The sequence below is a fragment of the Devosia sp. Root413D1 genome (assembly GCF_001425235.1).
GTDB lineage: Bacteria > Pseudomonadota > Alphaproteobacteria > Rhizobiales > Devosiaceae > Devosia_A.
The window spans coordinates 389,554-405,466 of sequence record NZ_LMEA01000011.1 but is presented as its reverse complement, the minus strand read 5'-3'; the positions used below and the strand labels follow the sequence as shown (position 1 = coordinate 405,466).

Sequence of the window (15,913 nt, the reverse complement as noted above, 5' to 3'; positions counted from 1 at the left end):
TGATCCACGCGCTACTCCGCCGCCTGGGCCGCCACGAGCCCACCCTGCTGTTCGATGAAGCCGATGATCGCATCGAGGTTTTCGCGGCGCAGCAGGTCGGCGAAGACGTAGGGCCGGCCTTCGCGCACCTTGATGGTATCGGCTTCCATCACCTCGAGGCTGGCATTCACATATTGCGCGATATCGGTGTGGGTGACGATCAACAGGTCCGAGCGCGTGATGGCCGGGCCGCCCTTGCGCGGGATTTTTTCGCCCTGCGCTACCGAGATCACGTAGAGCGTGATGTCGGCGAGATCGGGCGAGAACGTCGCGGCGAGATTGTCGCCGCCGGACTCGATCAGGATGATGTCGAGATCGGGGAATTTGCGGTTGAGGTCGGCGATGGCCGCGAGGTTCAGCGAGGCATCTTCGCGGATGGCGGTGTGCGGGCAGCCCCCCGTTTCGACGCCGACGATGCGGTCCTCGGAGATCGCCTGCACCCGATTGAGGATCAGCGCGTCTTCCTTGGTGTAGATGTCGTTGGTGACCACCGCCATCGAGTAGCGGTCACGCATTGCCTTCAGCAGCATTTCGCAGAGCGTCGTCTTGCCCGAACCGACGGGGCCGCCGATGCCGACGCGGAGGGGGCCGTTGAGCGATTTCATATGAGCCTCATGATGACGAGGATGAGATAGCCGGCGCCGAGCGCCAGGCAGAGCGGGGAGTAGTTCTTGCGGTCGAGCGTGGCGAACGGCTCGGCCGAAAAGCGGGCGCGCCAGCCTTCGGTATAGCCGATGGCGCCACGGCCGAGGAACACGGCGGCGAGCAGGACGCCGACCAGCGTCAGCCACCAGCCGCCGGCGCTGTGGTCGGCGAGCGACAGGGCCAGCACGCCGGCGGCGAGCACCAGCAGCGAGACGACGAACGAGGCCAGTTTGGGCACGCGGGTAACGCCGGGCTTGCCGATCACGGTGCGGGCCAAGAGCTCCGGATCGCGGATCGGCCAGCGGCTGCCGATCGACCACAGGAAGTGGGCAATCGCCACCGCTAGCAGCACGACGAAGATCAGGGCGGCAATCAGCATGCTCATGAACGGAAAATCCTCGGTTCCAGCGTCTCGTGGCGCATCTGCGCGATATCGGCGGCGTAGGCGATTGCGCCGAGGTCGGCAAGGGTTGCCGTGGCCGCGGAGGCAGCGAGTGCCGCGACACGAGGTTCGAGTGCGGCGAGGACGCTGAGGCCGTCGGACTGGCCGAGCGGCACGAGGCGGACGGCGACCGAGATCTGGCCATGCACGGTGGCGGTGAGCCAGGCGAGGAGGGTGTCAATGAGCTCGATATCGTGCGCAGCGGCGATAGCGCCGACGGCGATAGGGTAGGGGCAGGGTTGCGGCAGGCGGGCGAGGATGTCAGTCGGCCAGTGTTTTGCGGCGAGCACGTAATTGTCGCCGGTGATGGTGGTCTCCATCCAGCGCTCGCGGCTGGCGGTGAGGGCAAGGCTGAGGTCGGCGAGGTCGGAGAGGGCGGCAGCCCGGTCCCCATAGCCGGTGGCTGTGGACCCCCACCCCTGTCCCCTCCCCGCAAGGGGGAGGGAGACGCCGTCAGCATGCTCGGTGCCAGTTGGACGAAGACTTCCAAGCGCAGGTCTCCCTCCCCCTTGCGGGGAGGGGACAGGGGTGGGGGGCGGCTCGCGCCGGCCGGTCGTTCCGGCTCCAAGCGCAGTCTCTCCTGCCGCCCGCCACGCCTGCGCCAGCAGGATCGCGTCCGTGCGTATTCCCCCATGCGCCAGCGCGCCTTCGATCCAGTTCTGCAAGCGTTCGGAATCAGTTACGCGACGATCTGCAATTGCTGCCTCAAGTCCGGCCGACCACGCGAAGGACCCTACCGGAAAGGCCGGGGAGAGCCAGGTGATGAGCTTCTGCAGCGCAGCGGGATCGGTCATCGGTTGATGAGGGCGTGCTGCGGCTCGCCGTGGCTGTGCGCATAGGCGCCGTCCTCGGGGTGGAACGGTTCCGAGATATCGGTGACGGTGGCGCCGAGGCCGCGCAACATGTCGCGGATCACGTGATCGCGCAGGATCAGCACCCGTTCGGCCTCGATCTGCGTCTTGAGGTGGCGGTTGCCCAGGTGCCAGCAGAGCCGCATCAGGTGAATAGGGTCGCGGCCGCGAACATCGTAGAGCGGCTCCTCGCCGGCGATGATCTCGACCAGCCGGCCGTCGTCGAGCTTGAGCACCGAGCGGTCGGCGAGGGTGACGGGTTCGGGGAAATCGACCAGTACGGTGTCGCCATGCACCAGGGTCAGCATGCGGCGGCGCACACGGCGCTCGTCATGCAGCAGGATGGCGAGATCAAAGGGAGTACCGGCGGCGCCTGTCGGCAAATAGCCAATCGCGCGAAAGGTTTGCGGCATCGTCAAACTACCAAGTCTTCGAGGCTTCCCAACCTTCAGTCGAGCTTAGCCGGTCAGCCGCGGGTTTCAAAGTAGAAGCCGATCGACCAGGCCTGATAAATCAGGTGCGTCACCACGAAGGCGAGGTGGTAGCGCCGGTTCGGCGTCCAGATGGCGATGGCCGAGAGCAGCAGCCCGACCGGGATCTGCGCGATGTAGAGCAGGTCCATCGCCTGGAAATACGGAGCGCCCTTGATCAGCGTGTCGGTCAGGTCGAGCAGGAAGGTCAGCCCGAAGATGCCGAAGAACCAGTGCCGGCGCTTGATGAAGAAATCTTCGTAGCCGTCATATTCGCTGAGGTTGTCGGGGAACAGCAGGGCGGCGAGCGCGAACAGCGTCACCGCATAGCCGATCAGGAAGATGAAGATGCCGAAGTTCCAGCTCGGCAGGCGCGCCAGATCGTATTCCCACCACCAGAACAGGATGAGTTCGACGCTCATCGACACCACCCAGAGCAGGTGGATGAGCGACAGCTTGGCGCGCTTGGGGTGCTGGATCAGCCCGGCCGCGCCCATCAGCAGGCGCGTCAGGCCGAGGCCAATGACCGTACCCATGACGATGCGCACATGGATGAACACATCGTGGGCGGTGCCAGTGTCCATCGCGGCCTCAGGGGGTGTTGCTGACTTCCGAGCAGCCTACCGGGGTTTGCGGATCGGCCATCAGGTCGGTGAAGGTGGCCTCGCTGCCCTTGGTCCAGAACTCGTACTGGCCGGCGACATACTTGGCGCCCGAGGCGGCCATGACGTTGACGAAGACGAGCTTTTCCGGACCCACCGGCACGATGGCGATGAAGTTCGGCTTGGCGTTGATGAAATCCACCGCGAAGGGCTCGAGCCCCTCGCACTGATACTGGTGGGTGGTGCGCTCGAAATCGCCGGCGAGGTTCAGCACGACCTGGGCCGAGACATCGACGTTCTGCATCATGGCGGCAGTGGCTAGAGCTTCCATCGTCTGGTCCTCCTCGGAACTGGCTGAGCCTACCCGATTCGCTGTGGCGGATTTCAGTCGGCTTCCGCCGGGGCCGAAGGGGCTGAGGTACGGCGATGCCGCAGCACCAGTAGCCCGAGGCTCAGCAGCGCGCTGAGCGACAGCCCCGCCGCTACCCACAGCGCGGCATCGCTGCCCGGGCCGGCGAGGATCGCGGCAAACAGCGGCGGCGCGCAGGCGAAGCTGAGGTTGAGCGGCAGCGCCAGCATCGAGGAAGCGCGGGCGTAGGCGGCAGGCGGGAAGAGATCGAGCGGCATGGTCGAACGGGCGACGGCCAGGACGCCGCTCGAAAGCCCATAGACCGCGACGAAGGCAATGGCTGCCGGCGCGCCGGTCCCCATGATCAGCACGGCAAAGCTGAGCGGAAGCGCTGTGCCCGCCAGCAGCCCGGTGGCGAGGCTGTTCCAGTGTTTGCCGGCAGCGAAATCGACCAGCCGCGCCAGCAGCGCCGTGACGCCGATGAACGAGGCGACGAGTACCGCGGTGCCATGCTCGAGGCCACGCCCTTCGAACAGGGTGATAATGGTGAGCGAAAAGCCCCAGGTGACGATGCCGTTGGCGGCGCTGGCGAAGGCAAGGAGTGCGAAGGCGACGCGGTCGAGCGATGGGATGGGGCCGGTGGCTGGCCGCTTCGCTGCTCCGCCCGGGCGCTTCGCCAGCAGCAGCCAGTAGATCGGCGCGGCGACGACGAGCAGCAGCGCTGCGCCGACCAGTGTCGCGGTGCGCCAGCCGAACACTGCCTGCAGCGCGCCGAGCAGCGGCCAGGACAGCGTGGTCGAAAGCCCTCCGAAGATCAGCAGCGCGCCGATCGCCTGCCGTGCCCGGGCGCCGGCCCATTCGGCGACGCCGATCTGCATGGCGGTGGTCAGCGTGCCCGCGCCGGCGAAGCCGACCAGCATCCAGCCGGCGAAGTAACTCCATGGCGCGGTCGCGCTGGCGATCACCGCCAGCCCAAGTGCCGCGACGGCAGTGCTCGAGGTCATCACCAGACGCGCGCCAAAGCGCTCGAACAGGCGAAGGAACGGCACTGCCGCTGCCGCCATCACCACCAGCATTACCGTCGGGCCGGCCATCACCGCGGGGTAGGGTAGGGCCAGCGTCTCGGCCATGGCGCTGCCGGTGATCGCCGGCAGGTTGAAGGTCATGCCCCAGCACACGGCCTGGGCGAGGGCAAAGGCGGCAATCGTCAGCGGCAGGCGGGGAGGAGATTCGGACATCATTGGCTCGGCAGAAGCCGGCCACCAATCACGGCGAGATTTCAGCCGTGTGACAGGAGCCTAGACCGTCTCAAATGTGTTCGGGCGGGGCTGGTAGCCGTCGATATCGGCGTAGCCATACTCGAGGGCGAGGTCGGCGCTGGTGAAGACGCGGCCGGATTTCTGCAGCAGCGCCGGGTCGGCGGCGAGGTGGGCGACGGCGCGGCCCTGGAACTCCGGGCTTTCGGAGTTCGACATGTCGAAATACTGGGCGTTCTTCAGCACCTCCTCGGTGCGGACGAGGCCGGGATAGAGCGCGATGGCGGCGACATCGAACTCGCGCATCTGGTGGGCGACATCGGCCGCCAGCTTGTCCATGGCAGCCTTGGAGACGCCATAGACGGCGTTCTGCATGAACTTCTGCGCCGCCCAGAACGAGATGTTGACGATGAGGCCAGAGCGCTGCCGTGCCATCGCTTCGGTGGCGACGCGGATGGCGCACCAGGAGGAGCGCACGCCGACGCCGATCATGGCGTCCCAGCGCCACATCGGCTGCTGCCAGATCGGATCGACCCAGGTGAAGCGGTCGTCCTCCACCATGCGCTCGTAGCCGGGCCAGGCGGAGTTGACGAGGATATCGAGCCGGCCCTCGTCGGCCAGCACGCGATGCACCACGGCCTCGGTTTCGACGTCATAGGCATGGTCGACCCGGTGAGCGACACAGCGGCCGGGGTACTTGCCGGATTCACCGAGCACCGAGGCGAGCGATCCAGCCCGATCAAGCCCCTCGGGATGCTCGCCGTCCCGCACCGTGCGGCCGGTGATGTGCACCGTGGCGCCCGCCTCGAGCAGCCCCAGCGCTACACCACGGCCGACGCCGCGGCTGGCCCCGGTAACGAGGCAGACCTTGCCCGTGAGATCGACCGCCATGCTGTTACCCTCGACTCAATGAGGAGAACATAGCATGAACAGATGTACCAAGATAAGGCCGAGCTAGAACAGGAAGTACCGCTGCGCCATCGGCAGCACGGTGGCCGGTTCGCAGGTCAGCAGTTCGCCGTCGGCCCGTACCTCATAGGTCTCGGGGTCGACGTCGATATCAGGGGTGGCTGAATTGTGGATCATCGAGGCCTTGCTGATGCCGCCCCGGGTGTTTTCGACCGGCAGCATGCCCTTGGCAACGCCGAGTGTGGCTTGCAGGCCATTGTCGTAAGCGGCCTGGCTGATGAAGGTCACCGAGGAGTTGGTCCTCAGCTTGCCATAAGCGCCGAACATCGGGCGGTAGTGCATCGGCTGCGGGGTGGGGATCGAGGCGTTCGGGTCGCCCATCGGCGCCGCGGCGATCGAGCCGCCCATGATCACCATTTCGGGCTTCACGCCGAAAAAGGCCGGCGTCCACATCACGAGGTCGGCGCGCTTGCCCACTTCCACCGAGCCGATGTGACGGCTCAATCCCTGCGCGATAGCCGGGTTGATGGTGTATTTGGCGATGAAGCGCTTCACCCGGAAATTGTCGTTGTCGCCGGTCTCCTCGGGTAGCCGCCCGCGCTGGCGCTTCATCTTGTCGGCGGTCTGCCAGGTGCGGATGATCACTTCGCCGACCCGGCCCATGGCCTGGCTGTCGGACGAGATCATCGAGAAGGCGCCGATATCGTGGAGGATATCTTCGGCCGCGATGGTCTCCTTGCGGATGCGGCTCTCGGCGAAGGCGACGTCCTCGGCGATGGCCGGGCTGAGGTGATGGCAGACCATCAGCATGTCGAGATGCTCGGCCAGCGTATTCACCGTGTAGGGACGGGTGGGGTTGGTCGAGGAGGGGAGCACGTTGGGGAGGCTCGCCACCTTGATGATATCGGGGGCATGCCCGCCGCCGGCGCCTTCGGTGTGGAAAGCGTGGATGGTGCGGCCCTTGAAGGCGCGCACGGTATCTTCGACGAAGCCGGATTCGTTCAGCGTGTCGGTGTGGATCATCACCTGCACGTCGAAGGCGTCGGCGACGGCGAGGCAGTTGTCGATCGTGGCCGGCGTGGTGCCCCAGTCCTCGTGCAGCTTCATCGACGAGGCGCCGGCGAGGATCATCTCCTCGAGCGGAGCGGGAAGCGAGGCGTTACCCTTGCCGGCGAGGCCGAGGTTCATCGGGAAGGCGTCAAAGCTCTCGATCATCCGGTGGATGTGCCAGGCGCCGGTGCAGGTGGTGGCGAGCGTGCCATGCGCCGGGCCGGTGCCGCCGCCGATCATGGTGGTGATGCCCGACATCAGGGCTTCTTCGATCTGCTGCGGGGCGATGAAATGGATATGCGCATCCATGCCGCCGGCGGTGATGATGCGGCCCTCCGAGGCGATCACCTCGGTCGATGGCCCGATGATGATGTCGACATTGGGCTGGGTGTCGGGGTTGCCGGCCTTGCCGATGGCGTGGATCCGCCCGTCGCGGAGGCCAATGTCGGCCTTGTAGATGCCGGTGTGATCGATGATCAGCGCATTGGTGATCACCGTATCGACAGCTCCCGCGGCGCGGGTAACCTGGCTTTGGCCCATGCCGTCGCGGATCACCTTGCCGCCGCCGAACTTCACCTCTTCGCCATAGGTGGTGAGGTCTTTTTCGACCTCGATGAACAGCTCCGTATCGGCCAGCCGCACCCGGTCGCCGGTGGTCGGCCCATACATCTGGGCGTAGGTCGAGCGGGAGATGCGAGCGGGCATGATGGTCCTTCCAGGCGAAGCAGAGGACGGTCGTTCGACCGCCTCGGGAGGACGGCAGTCGCACCGCCTCGAGGACGCTAGTTGAACCGCCTAATAGTTAGGCTGTCCAGCCATCTGACGCGAAAATCGGCAGCGAAGTTCGGCCGATGTCGCGTAGCCGATCAGTTCGGCTTCGGCGCCGTCGCCTGCGCCTTGCGGTAGGCAGCGATGAGGAAGCCGAGCATCTCGTCGAGCAGGCCGTCGCCGGCGCGGATTTCGGGGTCGTTCTGAGTGCGGGCAATCAGCGAGATGGCGAGCACCTGGATGGCGTAGGCGTGCTTGGCCTTGCCGTCTTTGTGGAAGTCGTTGCCCTGCTTCTGGAAATCGCCGAGCAGCTTGTCGTAGGCCGCACGGCCCATATTGGCCTTGTAGGCGGCCCAGCCCGGCTGTTTGGCCCGGTCGACGAGGCGCGCCGCGAGGCTGCCGATCAGGAACATCGCCTCGGGATCCTTGCCGCCATTGCTGCGCAAGTCCTGCAGCACGGCCACGAAGCGCTCCTTGAAATCTTCCTCTTTGCTGGCCATCGCCGTCCTGCCCATTGAAAACGGCGCATCCCTAGCCGAAATCTCTGGCGATTGCCAAAGCTCTGTGGCGCTCTGTCCGGATTTTGCCACAGCCCGCTGTTCTATTGGCGCTACCTGTTTGGAGGCTCACATGAAATCCCGATTCGTCGCCGCGCTTGCCGTCACCTTGGCTGTGGCCGCGCCCCAGCTCGTCCACGCGCAGAACATGGATATCGTCCAGATCATCTCGGGGATTGGCGGAACCGAATTCCTGCACGATGCCGGCCGGGCCGACAGCGCCGCGGGTCTGCGCGTGGTGCGTCTCTCCAGCCTCGCCGGGGCGGAGATGAATGCGGACCTCTTGGCCCGGTCGCTCGAGATCAAGCAGCGCGACGTGGGCTACCTGCAGGGGAACCTCGTGATCAACCCGCTGGCAATGAGCGCCATCCGTAATTCCGGCGTCAGCCTCGGCCAGATCGTTTCGATCGATCTCGCGGGCGACGGCGGCGGGGTCCTCTACGCCGACGACCTCTGATCGTAAGGTTTCGCACGATCCCTGAGGGCGGGTTCCCGTGCAGGGCGCGCAAAATAGTGTGAACGGGCATGGGGAAACCTCTGCCCACTTCATGCGTATCCCCAGTGTGGTTTTATGACCAATGGAGATAAAAGATGTTGAATCTCAAGGCTATTGCAGTCGCCGCCGCCCTTACACTTTCGACCGCCGGCCTGGCCATGGCGGCCGAAGGCAGCGCAATGGACGCGTTGACCTCGGCGACGACGGTCAGCTTCAAGGCCGTGACCGCTGCCGAGCTCAATCCTCTGAGCCCGGGCTATCAAGAGGTCGATCTCGACTCGCTGAAGGCCCGTATCCAGGGCAGCCCGGCGCTGCTCGCTCAGCTCGAAAGCTTCGGCGCGACGCTTGACGACGTCGTGGGCATCACCGGTACCGATGCGACCGACGTGACCATCCTGGTCCAGGGCTAACCACTCCCTGTTCCACACGAAGGGCCGGGCTCGATGCCCGGCCTTTTCGTGTCTGGATGCGCCGCGTTAGAGTGCTTTCAGGAAAAGTTGCAGACTTTTCCGGTTCGAAAGCGCAACAAAAACAATGACTTAGATCCTTTTCGCCGTTCCACTTGAACGGTGAAAAGGATCTAGAGCTTCCCCATCACCTTCTGCTGGAAGCCGTAGACAATGCGGTTGCCCGAGAGCGGCACCAGCCGCACCTCGCGGGCCTGTCCCGGCTCGAAGCGCACGGCGGTGCCGGCGGCGATATCGAGCCGCATGCCGCGGGCCTTTTCGCGGTCGAAGCTCAGGCCCGCATTGGTCTCGTAGAAGTGGTAATGCGAGCCGACCTGGATCGGCCGATCGCCGGTGTTGGCGACCTCGAGGGTGATTTGCGGCGCGCCGACATTAAGCTCGATGTCGCCGGGGACGGTGGTGATTTCGCCTGGGATGAGAGCCATGTCGCTTACCTGATCGGTTCGTGGACGGTGACCAGCTTGGTGCCGTCGGGGAAGGTGGCTTCGACCTGCACGTCGTGGATCATCTCGGCGATGCCTTCCATCACCTGGGCGCGGCTCACCACATGGGCGCCGGCTTCCATCAGGTCGGCAACCGAGCGACCGTCGCGGGCGCCTTCGACGACATAGTCGGTGATCAGCGCGATGGCCTCGGGGTGGTTGAGTTTCACGCCACGCTCGAGGCGCTTGCGGGCCACGATGGCGGCCATGGCAATGAGCAGCTTGTCTTTCTCGCGGGGCGTCAGGTTCATGCGGAGGTTCCTACGGTAGTGTCGTGCGCGGGGCACTGGATCCCCGCTTCGCGGGGATGACGGCTGTGGTGCTAGCACAGGCTCGCGCCACAACCCCCGTGTCATTCCCGCGAAGGCGGGAATCCATGGCGCCGCCAGCGCCGGCGGAGAGATGGATCCCGGCCTGCGCCGGGATGACATCGGTGGTGAAGGAAGCCATGCGATTCATGCTCACAAATGCCAGAGGCGGGGCAGGGTGCCGGCGCCGGAGAGCTTTGCGATTATTGGGGTGATGATCCGGCGCAGCGCAAGCCCTGAGGGCGCCATGGCGCGGACGACGAGACGCTCGCCGATGACGCTGGCGGCCGCCTCGCCGGTGATGAGCGGGCGGACCGGATCGAGCTTTCGCTCGGCATCGGCGCCGACATAGAGCAGGGTGGCGAAAGCGCCGGCGCCGGCCAGCAGCGACAGACCGTCGCGCTCGAGCGGATCGGTGCTCAGCCGCGTCGCTTCGGCATGGAGCAGCCGGCCGCCGCGGCGAATGCGCCAGGTATCGGTGAGCCGGGCGCCACGAGCGGCTTCGCCCATGGCCTCGCGGCCGAGGATGATCGCCTCGATGGCGAAGAAACTGGCGTCGGGAGCGAGGTCGACCTCGAGGCTGCGGCTGAGCCGGCCGCCTTCGTAGAGGATGGTCTCCTGCGGCAGCCAGTCGAGATGCGCCCCGGCGCCGACCTCGAGCCGGGTGCTGACCGAGGCATCGTCGCCGAGCGAGCGATAGACCCGTTCGCAGGCCTGGGTGGTGAGCACCATCCTGGCGCCGGGCGCGGCTTTGGCTTCCCAGGCAACGTCATCGCCGCCGGTCAGCCCGCCGGCGGTGTTGATCAGTACGGCTTGCAGGCTCGGGTCATGCGTATGCGGCAGCCGGATCTTGGCGCAGCCCTCCTGGTACAGAGTGGTCAGGCGGGTGCGGCCGTCGAGCACCTGGGTGGCGATGCGGCCGACGCCGCGGGCGCGCTGGTGGCGGATGGTCGGGGAGACGGCGTTCATGGCTCGCCTCGGGAGCCGGTGGCCGCGGCCCCCCACCCCTGTCCTCTCCCCCCAAGGGGGGCAGGAGACCAAAACACCAGCGCCCGTGCCGGCGTCTCCCTCCCCCTGTTTGGGGGGAGGGGACAGGGGTGGGGGGCAGCTCGCACCGGAAGTGAGGACACGCGTTCCCTACACCATAAGATGCCGGCGCACCTCGGGGAGGTCGAGGTCGGTAGCGGGGCCCGAATGCATGATTTCACCGCGATCCATGATGTAGATGTCGTCGGCGATCTCGCGGCAGAAGTCCAGGTACTGCTCGACCAGGAGGATGGTCATGCCCTTCTGGTCGCGCAGGAACTGCAGCGCCCGACCGATATCCTTGATGATCGAGGGCTGGATGCCCTCGGTCGGCTCGTCGAGCACCAGCACCTTGGGCCGCGTCACCAGGGCACGGCCGATGGCGAGCTGCTGCTGCTGGCCGCCTGAGAGGTCGCCGCCGCGGCGGCCAAGCATCGATTTGAGGATCGGGAACAGCTCGTAGATGTAATCCGGCACATTGCGTTCGGCCGCCTTCAGCGGTGCGTAGCCGGTTTCGAGGTTCTCCTTGACCGTCAGCAGCGGGAAAACCTCGCGCCCCTGCGGCACGTAGCCGATGCCGAGCCTGGCCCGCTTATAGGGCGGGGCCTTCTTCAGCACCTCGTCGTTGAAGACGATCTCGCCCGAGGAAATGTTGTTGATGCCGGTGACGGCGCGCAGCGTCGAGGATTTGCCGACGCCGTTGCGGCCGAGCACAGCGGTGATCCGTCCGGGCTTCGCCTCGATGCTGATGCCACGCAAGGCTTGCGCCGCGCCGTAGTGGAGGCCGATGTCACGGATGGAAAGGGCGGTGGTCATCGGTTCTGCTCCGGGCCCAAAGCTGTACGCAGCGTCACGAGAGTCAGCTTCTGGTTGTGGTCGTCGCCTTCGCCGAGACCGGCGATGGTCTCGGCCATAACGATGAGATCGGCGCGCTCCTCGCGCGTCAGCTTCTGCCGCCACAGCGGCTTGAAGCGGCGCACCACATCGCGTGCATCGGCGACATCGCGAGCCGCCCATTGCGCGTAGGAGACGACCTCGTCGAGGTCGGTATCCGCGACGATCCGGCCGAGCTCTTCACGGATCCTCGGTTCGGCAAGATGCAGCGCGTCGCGCTTCTCGTTGGCGAGCGCGTGGAGGAACACCGCCGCAGCAAGCGCCGGGTCTTCGATCGAGGCGAGCGCCGAGCCCTCCGCCTTCTTCCTGAAATTGTTCATCCGGATGCGGCCCTGGACCCGGCCGACCACGCTTCCGACGTCGTCGACCACCTCCTTGGCCGCCTTGGCGCGCCAATACCACACACCCGCGGCAGCAATGATGCCGACGACAATTGCCAGAATATGCATTCCACTATCCCCAAGCCGCGCCTTCGGTCGCGTGATCGCCGGGGATATTGAAGAGGTACGGAGGTTACTGCAACTGATCATCATCGCCCGAGATACCGCTCGATGACGATCGGGTTGGCGCTCACCTGGTCGAGCGAGCCCTCGGCCAATACCGAGCCCTCGGCGAGGCAGGTGACGCGGGTGCCGAGTTCGCGCACGAAGCTCATGTCGTGTTCGACGACGACCACCGAGCGGGTCTTGGCGATCTGTTTGAGCAGCTTTGCCGTCTCGACCGTTTCGGCATCGGTCATGCCGGCGACCGGCTCGTCGACCAGCAGCAGCTTCGGGTCCTGCGCCAGCAGCATGCCGATCTCCAGCCACTGCTTCTGGCCGTGGCTAAGGTCGGCGGCGAGTTCGTCCTTGCGTGCAGTGAGGCGGACGGTGTCGAGGATTTCCTCGATGCGCGCCTTGTCCTCAGCGCTCTCGGAATAGAGCAGGGCGGCCAGCACGCTGCGCGGCCGCTTCAGCGCCAGCACCAGGTTATCCCAGATGGTGTGGCTCTCGAACACTGTCGGCTTCTGGAACTTGCGGCCGATGCCGAGATTGGCGATCTGCGCTTCGTCGAGCTTGGTGAGGTCGGTGCGGCCGTCGAAGTAGACTTCGCCGTCATCGGGGCGAGTCTTGCCGGTGATGATGTCCATCATGGTGGTCTTGCCGGCGCCGTTCGGGCCGATGATCGCCAGCATCTCGCCCGGGTGGACGATGATCGACAGATGGTTCAGCGCCTTGAAGCCGTCGAAGGAGACGGAGACGCCGTTGAGATAGAGCATGGTGCCGGATTTGTCGGTCATTCGGCGGGCTCCGGCACGGGCTTGGGCTGCGGCAGGGTGGATGGATCCTCGCCGGCTTCGGCGGCCGAGCTCGCTTCCTTGCCCTTGCGAGGCTTGAGTTTCTGGAACAGCCCGACAATGCCCTTGGGCATGAACAGGGTGACGAAGATGAAGAGGCCTCCGAGGCAATAGAGCCAGAAATCGGGGAAAGCGCCGGTGAACACCGACTTGCCGGCATTGACCAGCACCGCGCCGATGATCGGGCCGATCAGCGTGCCGCGGCCGCCGACGGCGACCCAGATCACCGCTTCGATCGAGTTGGCAGGGTCGAACTCGCCCGGGTTGATGATGCCGACCTGCGGCGTGTAGAGCGCGCCGGCTATGCCGGCCAGCACCGCTGACACGACGAAGGCGAAGAGTTTGACGTTCTCCGGGCGCCAGCCGAGGAAGCGGGTGCGGCTTTCGGCGTCGCGCACCGCGACCATGACTTTGCCGAGCTTCGAATTGACGATGGCCGAGCAGATGATCACCGCCAGCGCCAAAGCCAGTGCCGAGGCGGCGAACAGCCCGGCGCGGGTGGTCGCTGCCTGCACGTTGAAGCCGAGGATATCCTTGAAGTCGGTGAGCCCGTTATTGCCGCCGAGCCCGAGATCGTTGCGGAAGAAGGCGAGCAGCAGGGCATAGGTCATCGCCTGGGTGATGATCGAGAGGTAGACGCCGGTGACGCGGCTGCGGAAGGCGAACCAGCCGAAGGCGAAGGCCAGGAGGCCCGGCACGAACAGCACCATCAGGAAGGCGAACCACCACAGGTCGAACCCGTGCCAGAACCAGGGCAGGTCCTTGTAGTTGAGGAACACCATGAAGTCGGGCAGCACCGGATTGGCGTAGACGCCGCGCGCCCCGATCTGGCGCATCAGGTACATGCCCATGGCATAGGCGCCGAGCGCGAAGAACGCGGCGTGACCGAGCGAGAGGATGCCGCAATAGCCCCAGACCAGATCGAGGGCGAGCGCCAGCAGCGCATAGTTCAGATATTTGCCGAGCAGCGGCACCATATAGTTGGGCAGGTGCAGCGGGTTGCCCTCGGGGATCACCAGGTTGGCGACCGGAATGGCGATGGCGATGAACACCAGCGCCGCGACCAGCCACATGGCCTTCTTGTCGAGGGCGCGGAACAGCATTTGGGTCAGCATTGGTCGGCACCCGTCAGAAGAGAGGCCCCCTCACCCGGCCTTCGGCCGACCTCTCCCCCAGAGGGAGAGGTGGCGCTGTGGCGCGATCTCGCCTCCACGCCACCTCTCCCTGGGGGACGCGGTAGCGCCCCGAGGGGGAGAGGTCGGCGCGCAGCGCCGGGTGAGGGGGCCTTGTGCACGAAACTCACGACTCCACCGCCCGGCCCTTGAGTGCGAACAGCCCCCTTGGTCGCCGCTGGATGAACAGGATGATGAGGATCAGGATGGCGATCTTGGCCAGCACCGCCCCCGCATAGGGCTCGAGAAACTTGTTGGCGACGCCGAGCGATAGCGCGCCGATCAGCGTGCCCCACAGGTTCCCCACACCACCGAACACCACCACCATGAAGCTGTCGATGATGTAGCCCTGGCCGAGATTGGGCGAGACGTTGTCGATCTGGCTCAGCGCCACACCGGCCATGCCGGCAATGCCGGAGCCCAGCCCGAAGGTCATGGCGTCGACGAACGGCGTGCGGATGCCCATGGCCGAGGCCATGCGGCGGTTCTGCGTCACTGCCCGCATCTGCAGGCCCAGCGGCGTGCGGTTGAGGATGATCTGCAGCGCGATGAACACGGCGATGGCGAAGACGATGATCCAGAGCCGGTTCCAGGTGAAGCTCAGGTTCCACAACTCGAACGTGCCGCTCATCCATTGCGGCGGCTGCACCAGCTTGTTGGTGGGGCCGAAAATGGTGCGGACCAGCTGCTGCAGCACCAGGGACAGACCCCAGGTGGCGAGCAGGGTTTCGAGCGGCCGGCCGTAGAGCCAACGAATGATGCCCCGCTCGATGCCGACGCCGACCAGCGCGGTGAACAGGAAGGCAGCGGGGACCGCGAAGGCGAGCGAATACTCCATCAGCCCCGGCGCCACCGACTGGATCACCAGCTGTGTGACGTAGGTGGTGTAGGCTCCCAGCATCACCATTTCGCCATGCGCCATGTTGATGACGCCCATCACGCCGAAGGTGATGGCGAGGCCGATGGCGGCGAGCAGCAGCACCGAACTCAGCGAGAGACCGTAGAGCAGGTTCTGGCCGACGTCCCAAACGGCGAGGGTGCGGCCGATCGAGTCGATGCCGGTCTGGATCGTCGGCTTCAGCTCGTCGGGCGCGGTGTCGAGCGTGTTGCGCAGCACGGTCTGCGCGGCCCGGTTGTTCTGCGCCACGACCAGATCGACGGCGGCGCGCTTGTCTTCCAGCGAGGCATCGGTCTTCAAGACGATCACGGCGCGCGCCATCTGCATGGTGCTCTTGATGCCGGCGTCCGCCTCAGCTGATATCGCCTGGTCGAGCAGCTCGAGCATTGCCGGATCGGCGTTCTTCAGCACGCTTTGCGCCGCCGACAGCCGGGTCGGCTGGTCGGGGCTCAAGAGCGTCAGCTTGCCGATGGCGGTGCGGATCTTGCCGCGCAGGCCATTGTTGGTCTTGATTTTTTCGAGCTCGCCGCTCGGCAGGACGCCGAGATCGGCACCATCGACCGGGTCGGTCACCGCCAGGCCGCCGGCGGCCTTGGTGGCGATCACCACCTTGCCGTCGGATTCGCGAATGTAGAGGTTGCCGTCGCTCAGCGCCTGCAGCACCGGCGGTACGCGTTCGTCGCCGGTGGCGACCAGCACATCCATGGCCTTGGTGCGGTCGGCAAAACTGCCCGGCCCCAGCCCGTTGAGCTGAGCAGCGAAATCGTCCTGGGCGAGGGCGGGCAGGGGGGCGAGAGCTACAGCGAGCAGGAAGGCAATCAGAGTCAGGAATCGGGTGGCCATCGTGGTCGCTCTATCGCCGGAGAATTGGGGCGTCATCGAGTGGGGGCGACGGC

20 protein-coding genes are annotated in these 15,913 nt (G+C 65.8%); 2 read left to right on the top strand and 18 right to left on the bottom strand.

Annotated elements, in window-relative coordinates:
• Positions 1–11: 11 nt before the first annotated feature.
• From ureG to ASC89_RS19220, 10 genes are all read right to left on the bottom strand, one after another.
• Positions 12–644 carry an urease accessory protein UreG gene (gene ureG, locus ASC89_RS19265; RefSeq protein ID WP_056000762.1) on the bottom strand — a complete coding sequence of 211 codons (633 nt, stop codon included), beginning with the start codon at positions 642–644 and terminating at the stop codon, positions 12–14.
• On the bottom strand, positions 641–1,069 hold the full coding sequence (locus ASC89_RS19260; RefSeq protein ID WP_056000759.1) for a DUF3995 domain-containing protein: 429 nt from the start codon (positions 1,067–1,069) through the stop codon (positions 641–643). Before ASC89_RS19260 ends, ureG begins: the two co-directional genes overlap by 4 nt.
• Complete coding sequence (locus ASC89_RS28220; RefSeq protein WP_082533464.1) at positions 1,066–1,920, bottom strand: urease accessory protein UreF; 855 nt, start codon at positions 1,918–1,920, stop codon at positions 1,066–1,068. The genes ASC89_RS19260 and ASC89_RS28220 overlap by 4 nt, the downstream gene beginning before the upstream one ends.
• Complete coding sequence (locus ASC89_RS19250; RefSeq protein WP_056000753.1) at positions 1,917–2,390, bottom strand: urease accessory protein UreE; 474 nt, start codon at positions 2,388–2,390, stop codon at positions 1,917–1,919. The genes ASC89_RS28220 and ASC89_RS19250 overlap by 4 nt, the downstream gene beginning before the upstream one ends.
• A 53-nt stretch (positions 2,391–2,443) precedes the next feature.
• Positions 2,444–3,031: a hypothetical protein gene (locus ASC89_RS19245; protein WP_055880280.1), complete on the bottom strand. Its 588-nt coding sequence runs from the start codon at positions 3,029–3,031 to the stop codon at positions 2,444–2,446.
• A 7-nt stretch (positions 3,032–3,038) separates the two neighbouring features.
• Positions 3,039–3,380, bottom strand: coding sequence for an MliC family protein (locus tag ASC89_RS19240; RefSeq protein ID WP_082533463.1), 342 nt, complete (start codon positions 3,378–3,380; stop codon positions 3,039–3,041).
• 53 nt (positions 3,381–3,433) lie between these two features.
• The gene (locus tag ASC89_RS19235; RefSeq protein ID WP_056000747.1) at positions 3,434–4,636 is read right to left on the bottom strand and encodes an MFS transporter; all 1,203 of its coding nucleotides are present in this window, start codon (positions 4,634–4,636) and stop codon (positions 3,434–3,436) included.
• A 60-nt stretch (positions 4,637–4,696) separates the two neighbouring features.
• On the bottom strand, positions 4,697–5,545 hold the full coding sequence (locus ASC89_RS19230) for an SDR family NAD(P)-dependent oxidoreductase (RefSeq protein ID WP_056000744.1): 849 nt from the start codon (positions 5,543–5,545) through the stop codon (positions 4,697–4,699).
• Between the two features lie 63 nt (positions 5,546–5,608).
• Positions 5,609–7,318 (bottom strand): urease subunit alpha, encoded by a 1,710-nt coding sequence (ureC, locus tag ASC89_RS19225; RefSeq protein ID WP_056000741.1) that lies wholly within the window; start codon positions 7,316–7,318, stop codon positions 5,609–5,611.
• Positions 7,319–7,479: 161 nt separating this feature from the next.
• The gene (locus ASC89_RS19220; protein WP_056000739.1) at positions 7,480–7,881 is read right to left on the bottom strand and encodes a hypothetical protein; all 402 of its coding nucleotides are present in this window, start codon (positions 7,879–7,881) and stop codon (positions 7,480–7,482) included.
• 130 nt (positions 7,882–8,011) lie between these two features.
• Between ASC89_RS19220 and ASC89_RS19215 the strand changes: the two genes are divergently transcribed.
• Together ASC89_RS19215 and ASC89_RS19210 are read left to right on the top strand one after the other, a co-directional pair.
• A complete protein-coding gene (locus tag ASC89_RS19215; protein WP_056000736.1) occupies positions 8,012–8,395 on the top strand; it encodes a hypothetical protein in 384 nt (127 codons plus the stop codon).
• A 134-nt stretch (positions 8,396–8,529) separates the two neighbouring features.
• Positions 8,530–8,844, top strand: a complete 315-nt coding sequence (locus tag ASC89_RS19210) for a hypothetical protein (RefSeq protein WP_056000733.1) — start codon at positions 8,530–8,532, stop codon at positions 8,842–8,844.
• A 170-nt stretch (positions 8,845–9,014) separates the two neighbouring features.
• On the opposite strand, the gene ASC89_RS19205 is transcribed toward ASC89_RS19210, so the two are convergent.
• The 8 genes from ASC89_RS19205 to urtB all read right to left on the bottom strand — a co-directional run bounded on the left by ASC89_RS19205 (position 9,015) and on the right by urtB (position 15,860).
• The gene (locus ASC89_RS19205; RefSeq protein WP_056000730.1) at positions 9,015–9,326 is read right to left on the bottom strand and encodes an urease subunit beta; all 312 of its coding nucleotides are present in this window, start codon (positions 9,324–9,326) and stop codon (positions 9,015–9,017) included.
• Positions 9,327–9,331: 5 nt separating this feature from the next.
• On the bottom strand, positions 9,332–9,634 hold the full coding sequence (locus tag ASC89_RS19200) for an urease subunit gamma (RefSeq protein ID WP_055880252.1): 303 nt from the start codon (positions 9,632–9,634) through the stop codon (positions 9,332–9,334).
• Between the two features lie 210 nt (positions 9,635–9,844).
• On the bottom strand, positions 9,845–10,660 hold the full coding sequence (locus tag ASC89_RS19195) for an urease accessory protein UreD (RefSeq protein WP_056000727.1): 816 nt from the start codon (positions 10,658–10,660) through the stop codon (positions 9,845–9,847).
• Positions 10,661–10,828: 168 nt separating this feature from the next.
• Positions 10,829–11,533 (bottom strand): urea ABC transporter ATP-binding subunit UrtE, encoded by a 705-nt coding sequence (urtE, locus tag ASC89_RS19190; protein ID WP_055880247.1) that lies wholly within the window; start codon positions 11,531–11,533, stop codon positions 10,829–10,831.
• Positions 11,530–12,060 (bottom strand): hypothetical protein, encoded by a 531-nt coding sequence (locus tag ASC89_RS19185; RefSeq protein ID WP_056000724.1) that lies wholly within the window; start codon positions 12,058–12,060, stop codon positions 11,530–11,532. Before ASC89_RS19185 ends, urtE begins: the two co-directional genes overlap by 4 nt.
• 80 nt (positions 12,061–12,140) lie before the next feature.
• Entirely contained in the window at positions 12,141–12,890 is a 750-nt protein-coding gene (gene urtD / locus ASC89_RS19180; protein ID WP_055880241.1) for an urea ABC transporter ATP-binding protein UrtD, read from the bottom strand.
• On the bottom strand, positions 12,887–14,062 hold the full coding sequence (gene urtC / locus ASC89_RS19175) for an urea ABC transporter permease subunit UrtC (RefSeq protein ID WP_055880238.1): 1,176 nt from the start codon (positions 14,060–14,062) through the stop codon (positions 12,887–12,889). The genes urtD and urtC overlap by 4 nt, the downstream gene beginning before the upstream one ends.
• 184 nt (positions 14,063–14,246) lie before the next feature.
• A complete protein-coding gene (gene urtB, locus ASC89_RS19170; RefSeq protein WP_056000721.1) occupies positions 14,247–15,860 on the bottom strand; it encodes an urea ABC transporter permease subunit UrtB in 1,614 nt (537 codons plus the stop codon).
• Positions 15,861–15,913: the final 53 nt, after the last annotated feature.